The sequence below is a fragment of the Paraburkholderia susongensis genome (genome assembly GCF_900177725.1).
GTDB classification, from domain to species: Bacteria; Pseudomonadota; Gammaproteobacteria; order Burkholderiales; family Burkholderiaceae; genus Paraburkholderia; species Paraburkholderia susongensis.
The window spans coordinates 353,726-375,016 of record NZ_FXAT01000004.1; the positions used below are offsets into that span (position 1 = coordinate 353,726).

Genomic DNA, 21,291 nt, shown 5'->3' on the forward strand with positions numbered 1-21,291 from the left:
CCTCGCTTCTCTTTACGCGAACCCTCGCGGATTCATCGACTGCCAGCGCCAGTGATCCGCGCACATGCGCTCGATGCCGAACTGCGCGCGCCAGCCGATGATCTTCTCGGCCGCGGCCGGATCGGCGAAGCACTGCGCGACGTCGCCCGGACGGCGCGCGACGATCTCATACGGCACCGGCTTGCCCGATGCCTTCTCGAACGAGCGCACCACGTCGAGCACGCTATAGCCCTGGCCCGTGCCGAGATTGACGACGAAGCTCGCGTCGCGTTTGACGAGCGCGTCGAGCGCGGCGAGATGCCCGCGCGCGAGATCGACCACGTGGATGTAGTCGCGCACGCCGGTGCCATCGGGCGTTTCATAGTCGCCGCCGAACACGCGCAGCTTGTCGAGCTTGCCGACCGCCACCTGCGCGACGTACGGCATCAGGTTGTTCGGAATGCCGGCCGGGTCTTCGCCGATCAGGCCGCTCTCGTGCGCGCCGACCGGGTTGAAGTAGCGCAGCGTCGCGATGCGCCAGGCCGGGTCCGACAGTTCGAGATCGCGCAGGATCTGCTCGGCGATCAGCTTCGACTGGCCGTACGGATTGGTTGCCGAGAGCGGGAACGATTCGTCGATCGGCGAGCTTTTCGGCACGCCGTACACGGTCGCCGACGAGCTGAACACGAACTGCTTCACATTGCGCTCGCGCATCACGCCGAGCAGCGCGAGCAGGCTGCCGACGTTGTTGCTGTAGTACTCGATCGGCTTCGCGACCGATTCGCCGACCGCCTTCAATGCCGCGAAGTGGATCGCGCCGGTGATCGGGTGCGCGTCGAAAATGCGCTTGAGCGCCGCTTCGTCGCGCGCATCGTTTTCGTAGAAGGTCACGGCGCGGCCGGTGATTTTTTCCACGCGCCGCAGCGACTCGCTTCTGCTGTTCACGAGATTGTCGATCACCGCGACGTCGTAGCCGCCGGTGAGCAGCTCGACGCAGGTGTGCGAGCCGATGAAGCCCGCGCCGCCCGTTACCAGAATCGTGCCCTTCGTGGTCATGCTGTTGCTCCGTTAAAGTAAAACACCCGTGATTTTCTGCACCAGGTCTTTGTAGGTCTCGACGACCATGCGTTCGTCGAATTCGGCCGCGACTTTCTGCCGGCCGCGTTCCGCCATCGCGCGCCGCTCGGCGCCGCTCATCTCGAGCATGCGCGCGAGGCTCGCGGCGAGGCTTTCGGCATTGCGTGCTTCGCACAGCAAGCCGTTGACGCCGTCGGCCACCACTTCGCGGCAGCCGGGCACGTCGGTCGCGACGATGGGCCGGCCCATCGCCGAGGCTTCCATCAGCGTGCGCGGCACGCCTTCGCGATACGACGGCAGCACGACGCAATCGGCCTCGGCGATGAACGGCCGCACGTCGTGCGCCTCGCCCAGATACTCGATCACGCCTTCCCGCTCCCACGCCGTCACTTCGTCGCGCGTGATCGCGCTCGGATTGTCGACGCCGACCGGCCCAAGCAACTGGAAGCGCACCTGCGGGTAGCGCTCGCGCAATTGCCGCGCGGCCTCGACGAATTCGCCGACGCCCTTGTCCCACAGCAAACGCCCGATCAGCACGAAGCGGAACTCCGCGCGTTCGGGCAGCGGCGTGAGCGCGAACTGTTCGAGATCGACGCCTTCGCCATGCAGGAGCCGCGCGCGCTCGGGATGCACGAGCAGCTTGCCTTCGATGAACGCGGCCTGGTCGTCGCGATTGAGGAACCAGACTTCGCGCGGGAAACGGAACGCAAAACGATACAGCTTTTTCGCGATCTGCGCGGCGCGGCTGTGCTGGATGAACACATAACCGAGCCCCGTCGTGACCGCGACCGACTGCACGCCGGCCAGTTTCGCCGCGATCGAGCCATAGATGTTCGGCTTGATCGTGTAGTGAAACACGACGTGCGGCCGGATCGTCCTGTACTGCCGGTAAAGCGCGACGAGCGTGCGCAGATCCTCGCGCGGCCTCGTGCCCTTCGACGCGACCGGCAGCTCGATGCAGCGGCAGCCCATCGCGGCGAGCAGCTCGAACGTGCGGTCGCGCGGCGCGAGCACCGTCACGTCGACGCCGCGCCCGATCAGCATGCGAATCAGCCCTTGCCGGTACGTATAGATTGCCCAGGCTGTGTTGCAGACGAGTGTAATGCGCAGCGCGGGCGTCGACTTGAAAGAGGGCTTCATGCGGGGAAAGGCCGGGCGTTGAACGGGACGCTGAGCGGAGCAGCGAATAAGGCAGCAGATAAAGCGGCAAACAAAGCAGCAAGCAAAGCGTCAAACAGCGCAGCGGACATCACGCGCAACGCGCTCAATGACCCGCGCGCGGCGCGAGCAGCATACGCTTGATCCGCTGCAACGTGCGGTAAGGCAGCGCGAGATGCAGCAGATTCTTCGCGAGACCGAGCCAGTCGTACGGATTGGTCGCGCTGAAATAGCGCAATTGCAAACGCAGCGTCGAGCCGATCTGCCGGCGCCGCTTCGTCGCGCTGATGCCGCCTTCGTTCAGCTCGTAATAGAGGCCCAGTTCCGGCAGGTTCGCGCAGTCGTAGCGTTCCATCAGACGTACGAATAGATCGAGGTCTTCCGCCGAACGATACGCGGCGCGGTAGTTGCCGACTGTGCGCACGGCATCGATACGCAGCATCATCGACGGATGCGCAAGGCACGAGCGGAAAAAGCGCTGGCGCCGGATCGCGCCGGGCTCGGTGGGCGGCGTCAGCATGAAGAGCGGTTCGCCCGCGCGCGTGACGACCTGGGTCCACATGCCGAGGCCCGCCACATTCTGATGCCGCTCCATGAACGCGCGCTGCTTCGCGAGCCGCTGCGGCACCGCGCGGTCACCCGCGTCGATGCGCGCCGCGTAGCGAAAGCCGCGCTGCGCGAGCGCATCGATACCGGTTTGCAGCGCGCGCTCGATGCCGACATTCTGTGCCATGCGCAGCACTTCGATTTTCATGTTGGCGAGTGCTGGAGCCACGATCGGCGGCGCGCTGCCGTCATCGACGATCAGTACGTGCACCAGCGCACTTTCACTGAACGACGCCAGCGTAGAATCGACGTCGGCTTGGCCGTTGTACGCGGGCAGCAGCACCGCGACATCGTCGAGCGTGGTTTGCGCGGTGGCGGATGAATTCGTCATGGGCGCAATTTGAAACGGATGTAATAAAGATTAACCGACGCGGCCGCGAGATAACCGGCCGCGAGACCCACGAGCGCGCCGTACGCGCCGAGCCGCGGGATCGCGAGCAGATTGACCGCGAACGCGACCACGAGCGCGAGCAGCCACTTGGAGAGCAGCACGAATTTAGCCTGATACTTGAGCACGACCAGATTGCCGATCGCCTCGATACCCGCGGGCACGGAGAGCCATACGGCCCAGCGGAAAATCTCGATTGCGCCTTCGAAGTCCGGCCCGAACACGCGGCGGATGATGACCCCCGCGAGCAGATCGAGCACGAGCGCGCCGGCTACCATGAGCACGGCGGTCATCGCGGTGAGCCGCCACATGTTGCGGCGCAGTTGCGCGATGCCCTGCACGCGATAGACGAACGCGGGCGCGATGGTTTGCGCGAGCATCAAGGCGAGCGTGATCCAGTTCTCGTTCAGTTGCTGGGCGGCCGAATAGCGCCCGAGGTCGGCGAATGAGATCGCGCGCTCGAGCATGAGCCGGTCCAGTTTCAGAAACAGATACATGCAGATGAGCCCGAGCCAGAACACGGTGCCCGCGTTCGCGAAGTGCCTGAAGAGCAGGCGGTCGAGGCGCCAGCCGAGCGTGCCGCCATGCCGGCGCATGAAGTAGGCGACCAGCACCGCGCCGATCGCCGCCGATTCGAGCGCCCACAGCCAGCCGAAGCGCGCGGGCGCGGCCGTTGCGCGCACGAGCAGATAGACGAGGCCGGCCTTGATGAGCGCGGTGCTCATGCTGGTCAGCAATTGCGGCTTGCTGTAGGTCATGCTTTGCAGCCACGCGTTGATGACGCCGACGAACGGTTCGCGAAACAGCATCGTCACGGCGAGGCCCGCGAGCATCGCGCCGACGAGCGGGTCGAAGAAATGCAGCGCGATGCCGAGCCACGTGAGCAGCAGCGCGAGCACCGACACCGAGAAGCGCAACGCGAACGCGCTGCCGAGCACGGTGCCGAGCTGTTCGGGCGGGCGATTGACGATGGTGGGCACGAGAATTTCCGCGCCGCATACCCAGGTGATCGGCGAGAGCACGAGCAGCAGCGTGTTCGCGTATTGCCATTTGCCGAACGTGTCCGGCCCAAAGTAGCGCGCGAGCATGCCGCTGATGACGATCGCCACGCCGATCTGCGTCAGCCGTTCGAGCCCCAGCCAGGCGATGTTCGTGAACGCGCGCGTGACGTCGGGATTGGCGAAGCGCTTGAGCGTCAGCATCCGCTCACCGCCCGCCGCCGCGCGTCCGTCAAGCCGCATGGCGCGGCGTCGTGCGCGTTCGCCCGCCTGGCCGGCAGCCTCGGCAACGTTACAAATGGACGGCGTCCAGGCATTAGAATGGCGTTATTCAGGCTAGTCAGAAGAACGCAATTATAAGTTGGAACCGGACCGCTTCCGGCAAGGGCGCACCGCGGCGCGGCAATGCCCGGTTTTACCGCGGCTTTTGCCGTGAGTTTTACCGCGGGTTTTACCGATCCGTCGGCGGTGCGCATGTCAAATTTTCCATTGCACGCAAGTGAGCCAACATGATCTCCAAATCGATTTTCAAGGCGTATGACATTCGCGGTGTCATCGGCAAGACGCTCGACGCCGAAACCGCGCGCTCCATCGGCCGCGCGTTCGGCAGCGAAGTGCGCGCGCAGGGCGGCGATGCGGTCGTGGTCGCGCGCGACGGGCGCCTCTCGGGGCCCGAGCTGATCGCCGCGCTTTCCGACGGTTTGCGCGCGGCCGGCGTCGACGTGGTCAACGTCGGCATGGTGCCCACGCCGGTCGGCTACTTCGCGGCGAGCGTGCCGCTCAAGCTCGCGGGCGGCGAGCGCCGCGTCGATTCGTGCATCGTCGTGACGGGCAGCCACAATCCGCCCGACTACAACGGCTTCAAGATGGTGCTGCGCGGCGCGGCCATTTACGGCGAGCAGATTCTCGCGCTGCATCAGCGCATCGTCGACGAGAACTTCTCGCAAGGCAGCGGCAGCTACACCGAGTACGACATCGCCGACGCGTATCTCGAGCGCATCACGAGCGACGTGAAGCTCGCGCGTCCGATCAAGATCGTCGTCGACACGGGCAATGGCGTCGCCGGTGGGCTCGCGCCGAAGCTCTTCAGGAAGCTCGGCTGCGAACTCGTCGAACTGTTCACCGAAGTCGACGGCAACTTCCCGAACCATCACCCGGACCCGGCGCACCCGGAAAACCTCGAAGACGTGATTCGCGCATTGAAGGAAACGGATGCGGAAATCGGCTTCGCGTTCGACGGCGACGGCGACCGCCTGGGCGTCGTCACGAAAGACGGCCAGATCATCTACCCGGACCGGCAGCTCATGCTGTTCGCCGAGGAAGTGCTGTCGCGCAACAAGGGCGCGCAGATCATCTACGACGTGAAGTGCACGCGCAATCTCGCGAAGTGGGTCAAGGACAAAGGCGGCGAGCCGCTCATGTGGAAGACCGGCCACTCGCTCGTGAAGGCGAAGCTGCGCGAAACCGGCGCGCCGCTCGCGGGTGAAATGAGCGGCCACGTGTTCTTCAAGGACCGCTGGTATGGCTTCGACGACGGTCTCTACACCGGCGCGCGTCTGCTCGAGATCCTCACGCGCGTCGCCGACCCGAGCAAGCTGCTGAACTCGCTGCCGAACTCGCACTCCACGCCCGAACTGCAACTGAAGCTCGAAGAGGGCGAGAACTTCGAACTGATCGCGCGCCTGCAGCAAAACGCGAAGTTCACCGGCGCGGACGACGTCGTGAAGATCGACGGCCTGCGTGTCGAGTATCCGGACGGCTTCGGTCTCGCGCGTTCGTCGAACACGACGCCGGTCGTCGTGATGCGTTTCGAGGCCGATAACGACGCGGCGCTCAAGCGCATCCAGGACGACTTCCGCCGCGTGATTCTCGCGGAAAAAGCCGACGCGAAACTGCCGTTCTGACGGCTCGCGCGGCGCCGCTTCGATCCTCGCTGAAAGGGATCGAAGCGCCGCCGCCCTCGAACGCGGCGCGGGTTGCACAGACCGCGCCGCGTTTTTCATGTCGCGCCTTCATGCCATATTTTCATGTGTTTTACATGCGACGCGCTAGAATTGCGGTCCTCAGCCTCTTCGGGGATCTGGCGCGAAACGCCGGGTTCGGGGCTTTATCAACGCATCTTCGAGCCGGATAGCCGGTTTTCCCATTCTTGAGCGCGCAAAAGATACTGATCGTCAGGGTGTCGTCACTGGGCGACGTCGTTCACAACATGCCGGTGATTGCCGACATCCGGCGCAGCCATCCCGAGGCGCAGATCGACTGGCTCGTCGAAGAGAGCTTCGTCGGGCTCGTGGAGCTCGTCACCGGCGTGCGGCGCGCGATTCCGGTGTCGTTGCGGCGCTGGCGCAAGCGCATCCTGTCGCTCGACAACTGGCGCGAGATCGGCGCGTTTCGCCGCGCGCTCGCCGCCGAACACTACGATCTCGTGATCGACTGCCAGGGGCTCATCAAGACCGCGTGGGTCGCGAGCATGGCGCGCGGGCCGGTGGTCGGCCTCGCCAACCGCACCGAAGGCGCGGGCTTCGAATGGCCGGTGCGCTTCTTCTACGACCGGCGCGTGCCGATCGAGCCGCGCACCCACGTGGTCGAACGCACGCGGCAACTGGTTGCGGCGGCGCTCGACAATCCGCCGCCGCAACCGACCGACGACATCGACTTCGGCCTCGACACCGGGCGTGCCGCACTCGCGCTGTCTCAGGCGAATCTGAACCTGCCGGTGCCGTACGTCGTGTTCGTGCACGCGACCTCGCGCGCCGACAAGCAGTGGCCCGACACCGCGTGGATCGAGCTTGGGCAATCGCTCGTGCGGCGCGGCGCGTCGATCGTGCTGCCGTGGGGCAGCGACGCCGAGCGCGAGACGAGCGAGCGGCTCGCGAAGGAGTTCGGCGCGGCCGCGGTCGTGCCGCCGAAGCTGTCGCTGCCCGCGGTGGTCGGCCTGATCGACGGCGCGGCCGCGACGGTCGGGGTCGACACCGGTCTGGTTCATATCGCCGCGGCGCTGAAGCGGCCCACGGTCGAGTTGTACAATTTCTCGACCGCGTGGCGTACCGGCGGCTACTGGTCGCCGAACGTCTTCAATCTCGACGCGGCCGGGCGGCCGCCGACGCTGCAGCAGGTCAAGTCGGCGCTGGCCGGCTTCGGTCTGCTGTAGTCCGGGCCGGGCTGTAACAGGGCCCGCTGCCGTGCGGGCCAGCCTGCCGCAATCCGCCGGTGCGCTTCGCCTTGCGCACCCTCTGTTCCCAAGGGCGATCATGAACGAAACCCAGATCATCGAAGTAGCGAACGCCGACTGGCACGGCCGCAATCTGTCCGTGCCGCGCGAGACGCTGCTCGCCGGCGTCGAGCGCGGCAAAGTGCTGTACTTCCCGAACCTGCGCTTTGTGATCGAAGGCGGCGAGCAAGCGCTGCTCGACCCCGCGCTCGCCGATCCGAACCGCAAGAACATCAGCCTGGAGCCGAACGGCGGCGCGCTGCATGGCGTGGCCGGCGACGCGGTCACGCAATCGGCGGTGCGCGCGTTGATCGCGCGCTATCAGACCAATGCGCGCACGCTCGTCGATGGGCTCTTTCCCGAATACAACGGCAAGCTGCGCGTCGCGCCGACGAGCCTGCGGCTGCATCAGGTCGAAACGCGCGAAACCTCGTGGCGCAAGGACGATAGCCGCTTGCACGTCGACGCGTTTCCGTCGCGGCCGAATTACGGCGAGCGCATCCTGCGCGTGTTCACGAACGTCAACCCGCATGGCGTGCCGCGTGTGTGGCGCGTCGGCGAGCCGTTCGAGGACATGGCGCAGCGCTTCCTGCCGCGCATCAAGCCGCAGATGCCGGGCTCCGCGTGGCTGCTGAATCTGCTGCACGTCACCAAGTCGCCGCGCAGCGAGTACGACCATCTGATGCTCAATCTGCACGACGGCATGAAGGCCGACCTCGACTATCAGAAGGCGAGCCCGCAGGAGACCATGCCGTTTCCGCCGGGCTGCGTGTGGGTCTGTTTCTCCGATCAGACCTCGCACGCGGTGATGTCCGGCCAGTTCATGCTGGAGCAGACCTTCTTCCTGCCGGTGAAAGCGATGGCGCAGCCCGAATGCGCGCCGCTCGGCATTCTCGAACGCCTGAAGGGCAGGGCGCTGGTTTGAGCGCCGCATTTTGCCTGACGCTTTGGCGGGACGTACCGGAGCGCTTGCCGCGGCGTGCGATGAACGCGACTCGCGTCAATCACACGAACCACACGAACCACACGAACCACACGAACCACACGAACCACACGAGCTTCGCGAATCAGTTGATCCACATGAGCCACGCGAACCATGCGGAGCGCCGATGCTAAGAGCGATTTATCGCGCGCTCTGGTGGCTCGTCGCGCCGCTTGCCGTGCTGCGTCTGTTGATCCGCTCGCGCAAGGAGCGCGGTTACCGCGAGCATATCGGCGAGCGCTTCGGGTATTCGCGAGGGCGCCTGCCCGAAGACAACGCGCCGTTGATCTGGGTGCATGCGGTGTCGGTCGGCGAAACGCGCGCCGCGCAGCCGCTCATCGACGCGTTGACGAAAGCGCGCCCCGACGCGCGCATCCTGCTCACGCACATGACGCCGAGCGGCCGCGCCACCGGCATGGAGATTTTCGGCGATCGCGTGCTGCGCAGTTACTTGCCGTACGACATGCCGCACGCGGTGCGGCGTTTTCTGCGCGCATGGCGGCCGTCGCTCGGTCTCGTGATGGAAACCGAAGTGTGGCCGACGCTGATCGACGAATGCCGGCGCGCGGAGGTGCCGCTCGTGCTGACGAACGCGCGCATGTCCGCGCGTTCGTATAAGCGCGCGGCGAAATTCGGCGGCGCGACCAAGGACGTATTCGGCGGCTTCGCGCGCGTGCTCGCGCAGAGCCCATCCGATGCCGAACGGCTGAGCGCGCTCGGTGCGCGCAATGTCGCGGTGCTCGGCAATCTGAAGTTCGACATGAGCACGCCGCCGGAACTCGCGGCGCGCGGTCATGCGTGGCGCGCGGCGATCGGCGCGCGGCCCGTGTGGGTGGCGGCGAGCACGCGCGAGGGCGAAGAGGCGCTCGTGCTCGAAGCGTTCGCGGAACTCGGCGTCGACGATGCGTTGCTGATTCTGGTGCCGCGTCATCCGCAGCGTTTCAACGAAGTCGCGGCGCTCGTCGAGAAAGCGGGCTTGGGGCTCGAGCGCCGCTCGAACTGGGCGCCCGATGCGAAGGTCGCGTCGGCGGCGCGAACCGCGGAGGGCGGCGTGCCGCCGTTGCCCGCGGACGTGAAAGTGCTGCTCGGCGATTCGATGGGCGAGCTGGGTGCCTACTATGCCGCGTCGGATCTCGCGTTTATCGGCGGCAGTCTGCTGCCGCTCGGCGGACAGAACCTGATCGAAGCGTGCGCGGTGGGCGTGCCGGTGCTGATCGGGCCGCACGTGTTCAACTTCACACAGGCGACCGCCGACGCGGTGGCGGCCGGCGCCGCCGTGCAGGTGCAGGACCCGGCCGATCTGGCGCGCGCGCTGCGCGAGCTGTTTGCCGACAAGGCGCGGCGGCTCGCGATGGGCGGCGCGGCTGCGGCGTTCGCCGCGCGGCATAGTGGGGCGACGGCGCGGACGGTGGATGTGTTGACGGCGGTGTTGCCGGAGTGAGGCGCGCGCGGTGTGAAATGCGCTGCGCGCCTTAACGCGTTGCTTGCCGATAAATAATATATCCTCCGAAAACTGGACCTGCGCATCTTCGGCTCAATGACTCGAACCGCTTCTCACCGCCTGCAATGACGCTCTTCACCGAACTCGGTTTTCAATGGGATCGCGCCGCGATTCCTCAAGACATTCCGGTCCATTCGATCAAACGGGTGTGCTTCCGCTTTCATCGAATGCTGCCGGAATTCGTCTGGGATGCGAGTGTGCTCGAAGGGAACCCGTTTACGTTTCCCGAGGTGAAGACGCTGCTCGACGGCGTCACGGTTGGCGGCCGCAAAATATCCGACCAGGAGCAGATTCTGAATCTCGCCGAGAGTTCGAAACGCTTGCTGGCGATCGTCCAGAACGGTCAATTCGCACTCGACAAGACCACGTTCTGCGACTTGCATCGAATCGTCGCGCGTAACGAAGCGCTCGAGTGGGGCGTTTTCCGCGGCGAAGGAGAGGAAATCCGATATACGCCGGACGTCGCGTTGGGCGAGGCGGGACGCTATACGCCTTTGCCCACGGTAGCCGGTGCTCCCGAGCTCAACCGCGTTTTTGCCGCGGGCACCCGCGCGCTCGCCGAACAGGTTTCCAGCGCCTTCGAGCGCGGCTGCGCATTCTTTCTGTTCGGCGCACTGCAGCAGTTCTTCTTCGATGGAAACAAGCGCACTTCGCGCTTCATGATGAACGGCGTGTTGATGGCAAACGGTATCGACGCGATCAGCGTGCCCGCGCATCGCGCGGCCGACTTCAACGAAAAGATGGTGCACTTTTATCTGTCGAAAGACGGCAGTGAAATGATGGCATTCCTGCTCGAATGCCATCCGGGCGAGTGAAGCCTCACACCTTCAACAACCCCTTCTCCTCGATAAACCTCACTACCTCGTCCAACCCCGCGAGCGCCTTCAGATTGCACATCACGAAGGGCCGCTCGCCGCGCATCTTCTTCGCATCCGACGCCATCACGTCGAGATTCGCGCCGACCATCGGCGCGAGGTCCGTCTTGTTGATGACGAGCAGATCCGATTTCGTGATGCCGGGGCCGCCCTTGCGCGGAATCTTCTCGCCGCCCGCGACGTCGATCACGTAGATCGTCAGGTCCGACAGTTCCGGGCTGAACGTCGCCGCGAGGTTGTCGCCGCCCGATTCGATGAACACGATGTCCGCATCGGGAAAGCGCGTGAGCATGCGGTCGACCGCTTCGAGATTGATCGACGCATCCTCGCGGATCGCGGTATGCGGGCAGCCGCCAGTCTCGACGCCCATGATCCGCTCGGCCGGCAGCGCACCCGCGACGGTCAGCAGGCGCTGGTCCTCTTTCGTGTAGATGTCGTTCGTGATCGCGACGAGGTCGTACTGATCGCGCATCGCTTTGCAGAGCATTTCGAGCAGCGTGGTCTTGCCCGAGCCGACCGGGCCGCCGACGCCCACGCGCAGCGGCGGCAGTTTCTTCGTGCGGGTCTTCGTGTGGGGAGCGGAATGAGTGGGATGATGAGGTGCGTTCATGATGGATCGTGCTATGAGCGAAAGAGCCGTGAATACTGCGACTCGTGACGCGCCGACAGAATGCCGAGCTGCGGCGCGAACGTGTTGATGTTCTCGCGCGACGTGGCGAGCGCGCGCGCGACGGCCGCATCGATCGGCTCGCGCAGCGCGACGATGATGCGTTGTCCCGCAAGCTGCCCGAGCGGCACCGCCTTCAACGCGGCGGCGGCCTGGTTCTCGACCCAGCTGAACGCATAGGCGGCGAGCGCGGCGTCGATGGCGGCGTCGTGCGCGTAGGCGGCGAATGCGAAGGCGGTGGGTTGCGCGAGCGGCGCGATCGCGGCGAGCGTCGTGCGTCGTGATGGATCGCCCCATTCGAGCGAGACGCACAATTGCCGCAGCGACCAGCCCATCTGCTCCGTTTCGCGGCGCAGTTCGGCGGATTCGCGGCTCGCGAGAAATTCCGCGTTGGCCTCGGCGAGGTCCGCGGCGTCGTGGCTGCGCCAGCGCTCCATCTGCTGCGCGAGGAACGGCAGCTCGCCGCGCGCGAGCACGTCGGTCAGACCGCTCGCGATCCAGTCGCGCGCGGAATCGGCGTCGCTGACGAGGTGTGCTTCGATCGCGGCTTCGAGGCCCTGCGAATAGCTGAACGCGCCGATCGGCAGCGCCGGCGACGCGAGATGCAGCAGCGCGGTGAGCTCAGCGATGCGCATGGTGCGAATGAGATGCATGGCCGCACGATTCGTCGCGCACGTGCACGTGGCTGTGGCCGTGGTCATGATCGTGCGAATGATCGTGCTCGTGCCCATGAGCATGCGAATGCGAACCCTCATGGGCATGCGCATGCCCATGATGTTCACCGAACACCTGCTGCGCGAGTGCGTAGTCTTCGGCGAAAGTCTCGTCGTGCCCATGTTTATGGCCGCCACCGTACGCGCCGGTTTCAGGCTGGAACGGCATCTGCGCCTGCTCGACCATCGCGCCAAGGCGCTTCAGCATGTCGGCGAGCACCGGATCGTATTCGAGCTTCAGATAATCGGCGCCGACTTCCACCGGCGTATGACGATTGCCGAGGTGATACGCGGCGCGCGTCAGCGTCAACGCATCCGGCGCGCGTACGTGAAGCACGGCTTCATGGGCAGCCGCCACGCGCACGAGAGCGCCATCATCGGCGACGAGCACGTCACCATCGCGTAGCACGGTGCCGCGCGGCAACAGCAGCGCGATCGCCTCGCCGTTGTCGAGCGTCGCGGCGAGGCGGCTCTTGCGGCGTTCGTCGAAAGCGAGCGTGAGTGTCGGCGCGCGCTTCACGAGTACGGGAGCAATCTTTAGATGCGGCCCGAGAAGTTTGTCGAGAGTTCGCATGTCTAGAACAGGAAATAGCGTTGCGCCATAGGCAGCACGGCGGCAGGCTCGCACGTGAGCAACTGGCCGTCGGCGATCACCTGATAGGTTTCGGGATCGACGCTGATCGCCGGGCGCCACGCGTTGTGAATCATGTCGGCCTTCGTGATGCTGCGGCAGTTCTTCACCGCGACGATACGCTTGGAGAGACCGTAGCGTTCGGCGACGTTCGCCTCGGCCGCCATCTGCGAGACGAAGGTCAGCGACGTGCGCCCGAGCGCGCCGCCGCGCGTCGCGAACATCTCGCGATAGTGCACGGGCTGCGGCGTCGGAATCGACGCATTGGGGTCGCCCATTTGTGCCATCGCGATCATGCCGCCCTTGAGGATCAGCGACGGCTTGATGCCGAAAAACGCGGGCTCCCAGAGCACGAGATCGGCCCACTTGCCCGGTTCGATCGAGCCGACTTCATGGGCGATACCGTGCGTGATAGCCGGATTGATCGTGTACTTCGCGACGTAGCGCTTCGCGCGGAAATTGTCGTGACGCGCGTTGCCCGCATTGTCCTCAGGCAGCGCGCCGCGTTGCACCTTCATCTTGTGCGCGGTCTGCCATGTGCGGATGATGACTTCGCCGACACGTCCCATCGCCTGCGAATCCGACGACAGCATCGACAGCGCGCCGAGATCGTGCAGGATGTCCTCGGCCGCGATCGTCTCGCGGCGGATGCGCGATTCGGCGAACGCAATGTCTTCGGCAATCGACGGATCGAGGTGATGACACACCATCAGCATGTCGAGATGCTCTTCGAGCGTATTGACCGTGTAGGGCCGCGTCGGATTGGTCGACGAGGGCAGCACGTTCGCTTCGCCGCATACCTTGATGATGTCGGGCGCGTGGCCGCCGCCCGCGCCTTCAGTGTGATACGTGTGGATCGTGCGGCCCTTGAACGCGGCCACCGTCGCTTCGACGAAGCCCGCTTCGTTCAGCGTATCGGTGTGGATCGCGACCTGCGTGTCGGTGTCGTCGGCGACCGAGAGGCAGTTGTCGATCGCGGCGGGCGTCGTGCCCCAGTCCTCGTGTAGCTTCAGGCCGATCGCGCCGGCCGCGATCTGTTCGAGTGCGGGCTGCGGCTGGCTCACGTTGCCCTTGCCGAGAAAGCCGAGGTTCATCGGATAGCCATCGGCCGCTTGCAGCATGCGTTCGAGATGCCACGGGCCCGGCGTGCAGGTCGTCGCATTCGTGCCGGTGGCGGGGCCGGTGCCGCCGCCGATCATCGTCGTCACGCCGCTCGCGAGCGCTTCCTCGATCTGCTGCGGACTGATGAAGTGAATGTGCGTGTCGATGCCGCCCGCCGTCACGATCAGCCCTTCGCCCGCGATCACTTCGGTCGAGGCTCCAATCGCAATCGTCACGTTCGGCTGGATGTCGGGATTGCCCGCCTTGCCGATCGCGGCGATGCGACCGCCCTTGATGCCGATGTCGGCCTTCACGATGCCCCAGTGGTCGAGAATCACCGCGTTCGTCACGACCGTATCGACGACGTCGGCGTGCACGCGCTGCGACTGGCCCATGCCGTCGCGAATCACCTTGCCGCCGCCAAACTTGACCTCTTCGCCATAGGTCGTGAAATCGCGTTCGATTTCGATCAGCAGCTCGGTGTCGGCGAGGCGCACGCGATCGCCGGTGGTGGGGCCGAACATCTCCGCGTATGCGCGGCGGCCAATGCGTAGTGTCATGAAGTGGGTCCGGTGTTGGGGGCTACGACAGGCGAGGGCGGCGCATCACAGCTTGCCCATCACCTTGCCGTTGAAGCCGTAGACGATACGATCGCCCGCCAGTTCGACCAGTTCGACCGTGCGCTCCTGGCCGGGCTCGAAGCGCACCGCGGTGCCCGCCGCGATGTTCAGGCGAAAGCCGCGCGCTGCTTCGCGATCGAACGAAAGCGCAACGTTGGCTTCGTGGAAGTGGTAGTGCGAGCCGATCTGCACCGGGCGGTCGCCGGTATTCGACACGAGCACCGTGACCGTCGCGCGGCCCACGTTGAGTTCGTGCTCGCCGTCGTCGATGAGGAGTTCGCCGGGAATCATGTGGCCTGCCTGAACGTGATGATGAAGGGGGAAGGGTGACGACGCGATCACGGAATCGGATGATGGACCGTGACGAGCTTGGTGCCGTCGGGAAACGTCGCTTCGACCTGGATGTCGGGGATCATCTCGGGCACGCCTTCCATCACGTCGGCGCGCGTGAGCAGCGTGGTGCCGTAGTGCATGACTTCGGCGACGCTCTTGCCGTCGCGCGCCGCTTCCATGAGCGCCGCGCTGATGAAGGCGACCGTCTCCGGATAGTTCAGTTTGAGGCCGCGCGCGCGGCGCCGTTCGGCAAGCAGCGCGGCGGTGAAGATCAGCAGCTTGTCCTTCTCGCGAGGTGTCAGCTTCATCGGGTGGGTCGTTGCGGTGGTGTCGGTCGTGGATGCACTGACAGGCGGGCGGGCAGCGGTGCGCCGAACCGCTTTGGTCGGGCGCAGCGCCATCGAATACGCAGCCAGCCGCCCCGCGTGCAATTGCAACGAAAATTTAAGCAAGTTGCGCGCCATCGTGACGCGGTCTGGCTTGGCGATATATGAACTGAGCTTGCGCACAGTTTTGGGGCGTGTGCATGCGCCAAATCTGTGCGAAATTGGCGTGGTGAAGGTGAAAGGCTCAGGGGTTTGGCTTATTGGGTTGGCTTGTGCACGTATTTCGTGCAAGCCTTCGTGCAGAGTGCTTCGCGCGGCTCGATGCGAGCGCAGGAGCGTCCGTTCGCGCCGCTCAGGTCGACCAGATCCGCAACGGCACCGCCGCGACGCCATGCACGACTGGCCGCAATTGCAGCCAGCAGCGCGCGAGCGCGTGCTGCAGCGTTTCCATCGAGCGCGATACCGCGCGCACGAGCAGCACGCCGCTCGTCACGCACGAGGCCGCGGCGCGCAACGTATCGTCGAACGGCAGTTGCGCGCTCAGCGATTCGGCGAGCGCATCGTCGCAAGCGGCGCCGACGGCCCACAGCGTGCCGTAGGCGGGAAACCCGGCGAGCCCCTGGAGCGCGTCGCGCAGCGGATCGTTCGCGGCAAGGCTCGCGCGCTCGAACCACAGCAGTTCGCCGCGCGCACCGACGATGCGCGACACCGCGTGCAAGCTCCCCGCCGACCAGCGTTCGCCAGCAGCCTGCCGCCCGAGTTGCGTCGCGTCCCAGCCGATGGCGCTCGCGCCTTCGGCGAGCGTCAGCGAAAAATCGAGTTGCGCATTCGCGTGATCGAACACGATGTTGTTCTGCGGCAGCCAGTCGAGCTTCGCATGCTCGCCGACGCGCACGGCAATGCACTGCTGCGCCGCGCGGCCGTTCGACTTGTACCACTTGGTCGCGCCCGGCGTCGTCAGTACGGCATGGGTGCGCGCGCCGAGCGCGATGTCGATGTCGAGCTGATCGCCGCCCGCGATGCCGCCGGGCGGATGCACGATCACCGCATGACAGATCGCCTGGCCTTCCGGATAGAGCGGACGTTGCACACGCAAGGGCCCGTTGTGCAGCCGGTGCGCGAGGGTCGTGCGCCCCGCGCCGCCGACGAAGCCGAGTTCGAGACGCGCGCGCCACGGCGCATGCGCGGCGGGCTGCGCGGTGGCGAGCGTAGCGTGATTTTCGTGAAGTGACATGCGAATGGATGCGCGATCGGCGGGATGGAATGGAGCGGGCGAAACGTGCGGCAACGTGCAACGCGGGGCGACGGCAACGAGCTCGCGTGCGCGGCGTCAACGCGTTGCGTACGAGCACGGGGTGAACGATGTCGTCTCCTGCGCCGCTTGCCACGATGCGGCGAGGATAGCATGCACCCTCACACCGCAATCAACGCCCGCACCCCATCCGCATCCATATTCGCCCCTTCCCCGCCCGCGATGATCTCCCCGCGGCTCATCACCCAGTAACGATCGGCGATCGCTTTCGCGAAGTCGTAATACTGCTCGACGAGCAGCACCGTCATGCCCATTTCCTCGACCAGTTGCCGCAGCGTACGGCCGATGTCCTGAATGATCGACGGCTGGATGCCCTCGGTCGGCTCGTCGAGAATCAGCAGTTGCGGCTCGCTCATCAGTGCGCGGCCGATCGCGAGCTGTTGCTGCTGACCGCCCGACAGATCGCCGCCGCGCCGGCTGCGCATGTCCTTGAGAACCGGAAACAGTTCATAGATGCGCTCGGGGATCTTCTTCGGCGCCTTGCGGCTCGCCGCACCCACCAGCAGGTTTTCCTCGACGGTGAGGCGCGGAAAAATATCGCGGCCCTGCGGCACATAGGCGAGCCCCTGCGCGACGCGCGCATAGGTCGGCAGCTTCGTGAGCGGCGTGTCGCGCCATGCGATCGCGCCGCTTTTCGCGGGCACGACGCCCATCAGGCAGCGCAGCAGCGTAGTCTTGCCGACGCCGTTGCGGCCGAGCAGCACTGTGAGCTTGCCGTCGGGCACGCTGAGCTTCACGTCGCGCAGAATGTGGCTGCCGCCGTAGTACTGGTTCAGTCGGTCTACTTCGAGCATGTTCGTGGTGTCCTGCCGAATCGTTGGTTCGGTGATCGTTGGTTCAGTGATCTTCGGTTCAGTGGTTCGAGTGGTTGCCGGTGTATCGGTGATTCATCGGTGAGCGCGTCGGCCGGTTCAGCATGCCCACTCATCGGCCAAGATAAGACTCGATGACCGTCTCGTCCTGCTTCACCTCGTCGAGCGTGCCGTGCGCGAGCACGCGTCCTTCGGCCATCACCGTCACCTTGCCCGTGTCGCCCGAGAGCGCCGCGACGAACTCCATGTCGTGCTCGACGACCATCATCGAGCAGGTGCCGCGCAGGCGGTTGAGCAATTCGGCGAGCTGCATCGTTTCGTCATCGGTCATGCCGGCCGCGGGTTCGTCGAGCAACAGCAGCGCCGGTTGTTGCATCAGCAGCATGCCGATTTCGAGCCGCTGTTTCTGCCCATGCGATAGCTCGCCCGCGAGCCGCCGCGCTTCGCTTTCGAGCCCGATCAGCTCGAGCGTTTCCTCGATGCGCGCCTGGGCCTCGCGATCGAGCCGCGCGCGCAGCGACGCCCACCAGCCCTTGTCGGTCTTCATCGCGAGTTCGAGGTTTTCCCATACGGGATGCTGCTCGAACACGGTCGGCTTCTGGAACTTGCGGCCGATGCCCGCGCGCGCGATCGCGGGCTCGTTCATGCGCGTGAGGTCGATCGACTGGCCGAGAAACACCTTGCCTTCAGCGGGCGCGGTCTTGCCGGTGATGACGTCCATCATCGTCGTCTTGCCCGCGCCGTTCGGGCCGATGATGCAGCGCAACTCGCCCGCGTCGATCGCGAGCGACAGCGCGTTCAGTGCGCGAAAGCCGTCGAAGCTCACGGTCACGTCTTCGAGGTAGAGGATCGTGCCGTGCGAGACGTCGATCTCGCCCGGCACCACCGCGTGCCCCATGCTCGCGACTCCGCTCAACGAGTGCTCGGCCGGTTCTTCCGGCAATGCCAGATCGGGAACCATCGGGTTTTCGTTCATGAACCGTTCCTTTGGCGGCTTCTTCCGCGGCTTCCCCGGCGGCCCCATTGGCGTGCCACGAGTTCGCCGAGACCCATGATGCCGTTCGGCAGCAGCAGCGGCACCAGCACGAAAATCAGACCGAGAAAGAACAGCCAGTACTCGGGGAAGTTAGCGGTGAAAAAACTCTTCGCGCCGTTCACCGCGAACGCGCCGATGATCGGCCCGATCAGCGTGCCGCGTCCGCCCACCGCGACCCAGATTGCCATTTCGATCGAATTGCCCGGCGACATCTCGCCCGGATTGATGATGCCGACCTGCGGCACGTAGAGCGCCCCCGCGATGCCGCACAGCACCGCCGATACGGTCCACACGAACAGCTTGTAGGCGAGCGGGCTATAGCCGAGGAACATCAGGCGCGTTTCGCCGTCGCGTACCGCGGTGACGACGCGGCCGAGCTTCGAGGTGACGATTGCGCGCGCGCCGATGAACGCCGCGATCAGCACCGCGAACGTGATGAGCAGCAACGCGGCGCGCGTGCCCTGATGCGTGACCGGAAAACCGGCGATGCGCTTGAAGTCGGTGAAGCCGTTATTGCCGCCGAAGCCCGTTTCGTTGCGATAGAAGAGCAGCATCGCGGCGAAGGTCAGCGCCTGCGTGATGATCGACAGATACACGCCCTTCACGCGCGAGCGGAACGTGAAGAAGCCGAACACCCACGCGACCACGGCCGGCACGAGCACGACGAGCAGGAGCGCGTAGCCGAGATGCTGCGTGCCCTGCCAGTACCACGGCAACTGATGCCAGTCGAGAAACACCATGAAGTCGGGCAGATCGCTGCCGTACTTGCCGTCGTGGCCGATCGCGCGCATCAGGTACATGCCGATCGCGTAGCCGCCGAGCGCGAAGAACAGTGCGTGGCCCAAGCTCAGAATGCCGCAGTAGCCCCACACGAGATCGAGCGCGAGCGCCGCGATGGCGTAGCACATGAACTTGCCGGTCAGCGTCATCGCGTACGCGGACAGATGCAGCGCGCTCGTCTCCGGTATCACGAGCGCGGCAAAGGGCACGCCTAAGCCGAACAAGATGACGAGCGCGAGCAGCGCGAGCCACGCGCGGCGCGACAGCAACGCGGGACGCGGTGGCAGACCGAGCGCGAAGCCCGCGTTGGATTCGCGCTCGCCGCTCGCGCCGCTGCCTGTCGTGGTGCTTGCTGCGGTGCTCGACGCATGAGCAGCGGCACCGGCGCGCGAGGGTGAAGTGGCCGCAGTGGATGCCGTGGAAGGCGGGTTTGCCGACGAAGTAGCCGATGCCATCTCAAGCCTCCGCGCTGCGGCCCTTGAGGGCGAACATGCCCTGCGGACGCTTCTGGATGAACAGCACGATCAGCACGAGCACCGCGATCTTCGCGAGCACCGCGCCCCAGAACGGCTCGATCGCCTTGCTGACGAGCCCGAGTCCGAAGCCGCCGAGGACCGTGCCCGCAAGCTGGCCGACGCCGCCGAGCACGACCGCCATGAACGAATCGATGATGTAGCTCTGGCCGAGATCCGGGCCGACATTGCCGATCTGCGACAACGCGCAGCCGCCAAGCCCGGCGATGCCCGCGCCGAACGCGAACGCATACGAGTCGACGCGCGCGGTCTTCACGCCGACGCACGCGGCCATGCGGCGGTTCTGCGTGACCGCGCGCACGAAGAGGCCAAGGCGCGTGCGCGTGAGCACGGCCCACGCGATCGCGACCACGATCAGCGAGAACGCGAGGATCGCGAGGCGGTTGTACGGCAGGATCAGGTTCGGCAGCACGGTTACGCCGCCGCTCATCCACGACGGATTCACGACCTGCACGTTTTGCGCGCCGAACAGCATGCGCGTCGCCTGAATCAGGATCAGACTCACGCCGAACGTGGTCAGCAGCGTTTCGAGCGGACGGCCGTACAGATGCCTGAGCACGAGCCGTTCGAGCACGATGCCGACGAGCCCTGCTGCGACGAATGCGGCCGGCACCGCGAAGAGCGGATACCAGTCGAATGCGCCCGCGGCGAAGCGCTGAAAGAGGTTCTGCACGACATAGGTCGCATACGCGCCGATCATCAGGAATTCGCCGTGCGCCATGTTGATGACGCCGATCAGCCCGTACGTGATCGCAAGGCCGAGCGCCGCGAGCAGCAGCACGCTGCCGAGCGACAGCCCCGCGAACAGCGTGCCCGCGATCTGGCTGCGGCGCTGGATCGCGTCGAGCTCGTCAATGCCGCTTTGCACGGCGGCGCGCACGCGTTCGTCGCTTTCCGCAAACGAGCCATCCGCCTTCTTCGCGACGAGCGGGCGCAGCAGTTCGTTCATGTCGAGATCGTGGCGTGCCGCGACCAGTTGCACGGCTTCGAGGCGCTTCGCCGGATCGGCGTCGTGCAGCGCGCTCATCGCCCACAGCGTGTCGAGACGTTTCCTGAGCGCAGGGTCGGTCTCTTTCGCGCGGGCCGCGTCGACGAGCGGCTTGATCGATGGATCGGGGTTTTGCAGCAGCGCGTTCACGGCCGCTTCGCGCGTCGCCTTATCGGGCGAGGCGAGTTGCAGGCCCGAGAGCGCGCCCGCCACTTTCGAGCGCAGCAGGTTGTTCAGCGTGACCGGCTGCGCGTTGTTTGTGGTGTCGTTCGCGGCGACGGTCTGGCCGGTTACCGCATCGCGCGTGGTCTCGCCGTCCTGCAGCAGCAGGGCGCCCGCGTCGGTGGCGAGCGCGCTGTCGTCGGCGAGCGCCTTGAGCACCGCGAGCGAGGCGGCGTCGTGCATCGCGATCAGCTTGTCGATCGCGGCGGATTTCGCTTCGAAGTCGTCGCCGGCGAGCGGGGCGACGTCGGCCTGTGTCAACGCGAACGCGGCGGACGGCGCGGCTGCGAGGAATGCCACGAGCGGCAGCACGAGTGCCGCAGCGCGGATCGTACGGAATGCGAAGCAACGTACGGAGTGCAGCGTGAAGCGTCGTCGCAGGAATGTCGGAAATGAAAACGCCATGATGGCCTTTTGCACGGTGGTGAATCGATAAGCCGAT

21 protein-coding genes are annotated in these 21,291 nt (G+C 65.6%); 6 read left to right on the forward strand and 15 right to left on the reverse strand.

The annotated features are described in order from the left end of the window. Nucleotides 1-12: 12 nt before the first annotated feature. The 4 genes from galE to B9Z01_RS14500 all read right to left on the reverse strand — a co-directional run bounded on the left by galE (nucleotide 13) and on the right by B9Z01_RS14500 (nucleotide 4,410). On the reverse strand, nucleotides 13-1,035 hold the full coding sequence (gene galE / locus B9Z01_RS14485) for a UDP-glucose 4-epimerase GalE (RefSeq protein ID WP_085484109.1): 1,023 nt from the start codon (nucleotides 1,033-1,035) through the stop codon (nucleotides 13-15). A 12-nt stretch (nucleotides 1,036-1,047) separates the two neighbouring features. Then, nucleotides 1,048-2,196 carry a glycosyltransferase family 4 protein gene (locus B9Z01_RS14490; protein WP_085484111.1) on the reverse strand — a complete coding sequence of 383 codons (1,149 nt, stop codon included), beginning with the start codon at nucleotides 2,194-2,196 and terminating at the stop codon, nucleotides 1,048-1,050. Nucleotides 2,197-2,320: 124 nt separating this feature from the next. After that, the gene (locus tag B9Z01_RS14495; RefSeq protein WP_085484113.1) at nucleotides 2,321-3,151 is read right to left on the reverse strand and encodes a glycosyltransferase; all 831 of its coding nucleotides are present in this window, start codon (nucleotides 3,149-3,151) and stop codon (nucleotides 2,321-2,323) included. Continuing rightward, a complete protein-coding gene (locus tag B9Z01_RS14500) occupies nucleotides 3,148-4,410 on the reverse strand; it encodes an oligosaccharide flippase family protein (protein ID WP_085484759.1) in 1,263 nt (420 codons plus the stop codon). The genes B9Z01_RS14495 and B9Z01_RS14500 overlap by 4 nt, the downstream gene beginning before the upstream one ends. A gap of 305 nt (nucleotides 4,411-4,715) precedes the next feature. On the opposite strand from B9Z01_RS14500, the gene B9Z01_RS14505 reads away from it, so the two are divergent. From B9Z01_RS14505 to B9Z01_RS14525, 6 genes are all read left to right on the forward strand, one after another. Then, complete coding sequence (locus tag B9Z01_RS14505; protein ID WP_085484115.1) at nucleotides 4,716-6,110, forward strand: phosphomannomutase/phosphoglucomutase; 1,395 nt, start codon at nucleotides 4,716-4,718, stop codon at nucleotides 6,108-6,110. A 245-nt stretch (nucleotides 6,111-6,355) separates the two neighbouring features. Beyond that, nucleotides 6,356-7,357, forward strand: a complete 1,002-nt coding sequence (gene waaC / locus B9Z01_RS14510) for a lipopolysaccharide heptosyltransferase I (RefSeq protein WP_085484116.1) — start codon at nucleotides 6,356-6,358, stop codon at nucleotides 7,355-7,357. A gap of 100 nt (nucleotides 7,358-7,457) precedes the next feature. Next, entirely contained in the window at nucleotides 7,458-8,342 is an 885-nt protein-coding gene (locus B9Z01_RS14515) for a Kdo hydroxylase KdoO (protein WP_085484118.1), read from the forward strand. 59 nt (nucleotides 8,343-8,401) lie between these two features. Beyond that, complete coding sequence (locus B9Z01_RS36650) at nucleotides 8,402-8,533, forward strand: hypothetical protein (RefSeq protein ID WP_275937505.1); 132 nt, start codon at nucleotides 8,402-8,404, stop codon at nucleotides 8,531-8,533. Continuing rightward, complete coding sequence (waaA, locus tag B9Z01_RS14520) at nucleotides 8,527-9,840, forward strand: lipid IV(A) 3-deoxy-D-manno-octulosonic acid transferase (protein ID WP_085484120.1); 1,314 nt, start codon at nucleotides 8,527-8,529, stop codon at nucleotides 9,838-9,840. The genes B9Z01_RS36650 and waaA overlap by 7 nt, the downstream gene beginning before the upstream one ends. Before the next feature lie 125 nt (nucleotides 9,841-9,965). Next, a complete protein-coding gene (locus tag B9Z01_RS14525; RefSeq protein ID WP_085484122.1) occupies nucleotides 9,966-10,715 on the forward strand; it encodes a Fic family protein in 750 nt (249 codons plus the stop codon). Nucleotides 10,716-10,719: 4 nt separating this feature from the next. Here the strand turns inward: B9Z01_RS14525 and ureG are convergent, their stop codons facing one another. The 11 genes from ureG to urtB all read right to left on the reverse strand — a co-directional run bounded on the left by ureG (nucleotide 10,720) and on the right by urtB (nucleotide 21,254). Beyond that, nucleotides 10,720-11,385: an urease accessory protein UreG gene (gene ureG, locus B9Z01_RS14530; protein WP_085484124.1), complete on the reverse strand. Its 666-nt coding sequence runs from the start codon at nucleotides 11,383-11,385 to the stop codon at nucleotides 10,720-10,722. 11 nt (nucleotides 11,386-11,396) lie between these two features. Continuing rightward, nucleotides 11,397-12,077, reverse strand: a complete 681-nt coding sequence (locus tag B9Z01_RS14535) for an urease accessory protein UreF (RefSeq protein ID WP_085484761.1) — start codon at nucleotides 12,075-12,077, stop codon at nucleotides 11,397-11,399. Next, on the reverse strand, nucleotides 12,064-12,729 hold the full coding sequence (gene ureE / locus B9Z01_RS14540) for an urease accessory protein UreE (protein ID WP_085484126.1): 666 nt from the start codon (nucleotides 12,727-12,729) through the stop codon (nucleotides 12,064-12,066). The genes B9Z01_RS14535 and ureE overlap by 14 nt, the downstream gene beginning before the upstream one ends. A 2-nt stretch (nucleotides 12,730-12,731) precedes the next feature. Then, complete coding sequence (gene ureC, locus B9Z01_RS14545; protein WP_085484128.1) at nucleotides 12,732-14,447, reverse strand: urease subunit alpha; 1,716 nt, start codon at nucleotides 14,445-14,447, stop codon at nucleotides 12,732-12,734. A gap of 45 nt (nucleotides 14,448-14,492) precedes the next feature. Next, a complete protein-coding gene (locus tag B9Z01_RS14550) occupies nucleotides 14,493-14,798 on the reverse strand; it encodes an urease subunit beta (protein ID WP_085484130.1) in 306 nt (101 codons plus the stop codon). A gap of 47 nt (nucleotides 14,799-14,845) precedes the next feature. After that, on the reverse strand, nucleotides 14,846-15,148 hold the full coding sequence (gene ureA / locus B9Z01_RS14555) for an urease subunit gamma (protein WP_085484763.1): 303 nt from the start codon (nucleotides 15,146-15,148) through the stop codon (nucleotides 14,846-14,848). A 370-nt stretch (nucleotides 15,149-15,518) separates the two neighbouring features. Next, on the reverse strand, nucleotides 15,519-16,400 hold the full coding sequence (locus tag B9Z01_RS14560; protein ID WP_085484132.1) for an urease accessory protein UreD: 882 nt from the start codon (nucleotides 16,398-16,400) through the stop codon (nucleotides 15,519-15,521). A gap of 179 nt (nucleotides 16,401-16,579) precedes the next feature. Continuing rightward, the gene (gene urtE, locus B9Z01_RS14565) at nucleotides 16,580-17,272 is read right to left on the reverse strand and encodes an urea ABC transporter ATP-binding subunit UrtE (protein WP_085484134.1); all 693 of its coding nucleotides are present in this window, start codon (nucleotides 17,270-17,272) and stop codon (nucleotides 16,580-16,582) included. A 130-nt stretch (nucleotides 17,273-17,402) separates the two neighbouring features. Next, complete coding sequence (gene urtD, locus B9Z01_RS14570; RefSeq protein WP_085484136.1) at nucleotides 17,403-18,266, reverse strand: urea ABC transporter ATP-binding protein UrtD; 864 nt, start codon at nucleotides 18,264-18,266, stop codon at nucleotides 17,403-17,405. Further along, on the reverse strand, nucleotides 18,263-19,561 hold the full coding sequence (gene urtC / locus B9Z01_RS14575; protein ID WP_085484138.1) for an urea ABC transporter permease subunit UrtC: 1,299 nt from the start codon (nucleotides 19,559-19,561) through the stop codon (nucleotides 18,263-18,265). The genes urtD and urtC overlap by 4 nt, the downstream gene beginning before the upstream one ends. Nucleotide 19,562: 1 nt before the next feature. Continuing rightward, a complete protein-coding gene (urtB, locus tag B9Z01_RS14580) occupies nucleotides 19,563-21,254 on the reverse strand; it encodes an urea ABC transporter permease subunit UrtB (RefSeq protein WP_085484140.1) in 1,692 nt (563 codons plus the stop codon). Nucleotides 21,255-21,291 lie beyond the last annotated feature (37 nt).

Coding starts and splice junctions, on each gene's coding strand:
- galE (WP_085484109.1), bottom strand. CDS start 1,035: ATGACCACGAAGGGCACGATTCTGGTAACGGGCGGCGCGGGCTTCATC.
- B9Z01_RS14490 (WP_085484111.1), bottom strand. CDS start 2,196: ATGAAGCCCTCTTTCAAGTCGACGCCCGCGCTGCGCATTACACTCGTC.
- B9Z01_RS14495 (WP_085484113.1), bottom strand. CDS start 3,151: ATGACGAATTCATCCGCCACCGCGCAAACCACGCTCGACGATGTCGCG.
- B9Z01_RS14500 (WP_085484759.1), bottom strand. CDS start 4,410: ATGCTGACGCTCAAGCGCTTCGCCAATCCCGACGTCACGCGCGCGTTC.
- B9Z01_RS14505 (WP_085484115.1), top strand. CDS start 4,716: ATGATCTCCAAATCGATTTTCAAGGCGTATGACATTCGCGGTGTCATC.
- B9Z01_RS14515 (WP_085484118.1), top strand. CDS start 7,458: ATGAACGAAACCCAGATCATCGAAGTAGCGAACGCCGACTGGCACGGC.
- B9Z01_RS36650 (WP_275937505.1), top strand. CDS start 8,402: ATGAACGCGACTCGCGTCAATCACACGAACCACACGAACCACACGAAC.
- waaA (WP_085484120.1), top strand. CDS start 8,527: ATGCTAAGAGCGATTTATCGCGCGCTCTGGTGGCTCGTCGCGCCGCTT.
- B9Z01_RS14525 (WP_085484122.1), top strand. CDS start 9,966: ATGACGCTCTTCACCGAACTCGGTTTTCAATGGGATCGCGCCGCGATT.
- ureG (WP_085484124.1), bottom strand. CDS start 11,385: ATGAACGCACCTCATCATCCCACTCATTCCGCTCCCCACACGAAGACC.
- B9Z01_RS14535 (WP_085484761.1), bottom strand. CDS start 12,077: ATGCGCATCGCTGAGCTCACCGCGCTGCTGCATCTCGCGTCGCCGGCG.
- ureE (WP_085484126.1), bottom strand. CDS start 12,729: ATGCGAACTCTCGACAAACTTCTCGGGCCGCATCTAAAGATTGCTCCC.
- ureC (WP_085484128.1), bottom strand. CDS start 14,447: ATGACACTACGCATTGGCCGCCGCGCATACGCGGAGATGTTCGGCCCC.
- B9Z01_RS14550 (WP_085484130.1), bottom strand. CDS start 14,798: ATGATTCCCGGCGAACTCCTCATCGACGACGGCGAGCACGAACTCAAC.
- ureA (WP_085484763.1), bottom strand. CDS start 15,148: ATGAAGCTGACACCTCGCGAGAAGGACAAGCTGCTGATCTTCACCGCC.
- B9Z01_RS14560 (WP_085484132.1), bottom strand. CDS start 16,400: ATGTCACTTCACGAAAATCACGCTACGCTCGCCACCGCGCAGCCCGCC.
- urtE (WP_085484134.1), bottom strand. CDS start 17,272: ATGCTCGAAGTAGACCGACTGAACCAGTACTACGGCGGCAGCCACATT.
- urtD (WP_085484136.1), bottom strand. CDS start 18,266: ATGAACGAAAACCCGATGGTTCCCGATCTGGCATTGCCGGAAGAACCG.
- urtC (WP_085484138.1), bottom strand. CDS start 19,561: ATGGCATCGGCTACTTCGTCGGCAAACCCGCCTTCCACGGCATCCACT.
- urtB (WP_085484140.1), bottom strand. CDS start 21,254: ATGGCGTTTTCATTTCCGACATTCCTGCGACGACGCTTCACGCTGCAC.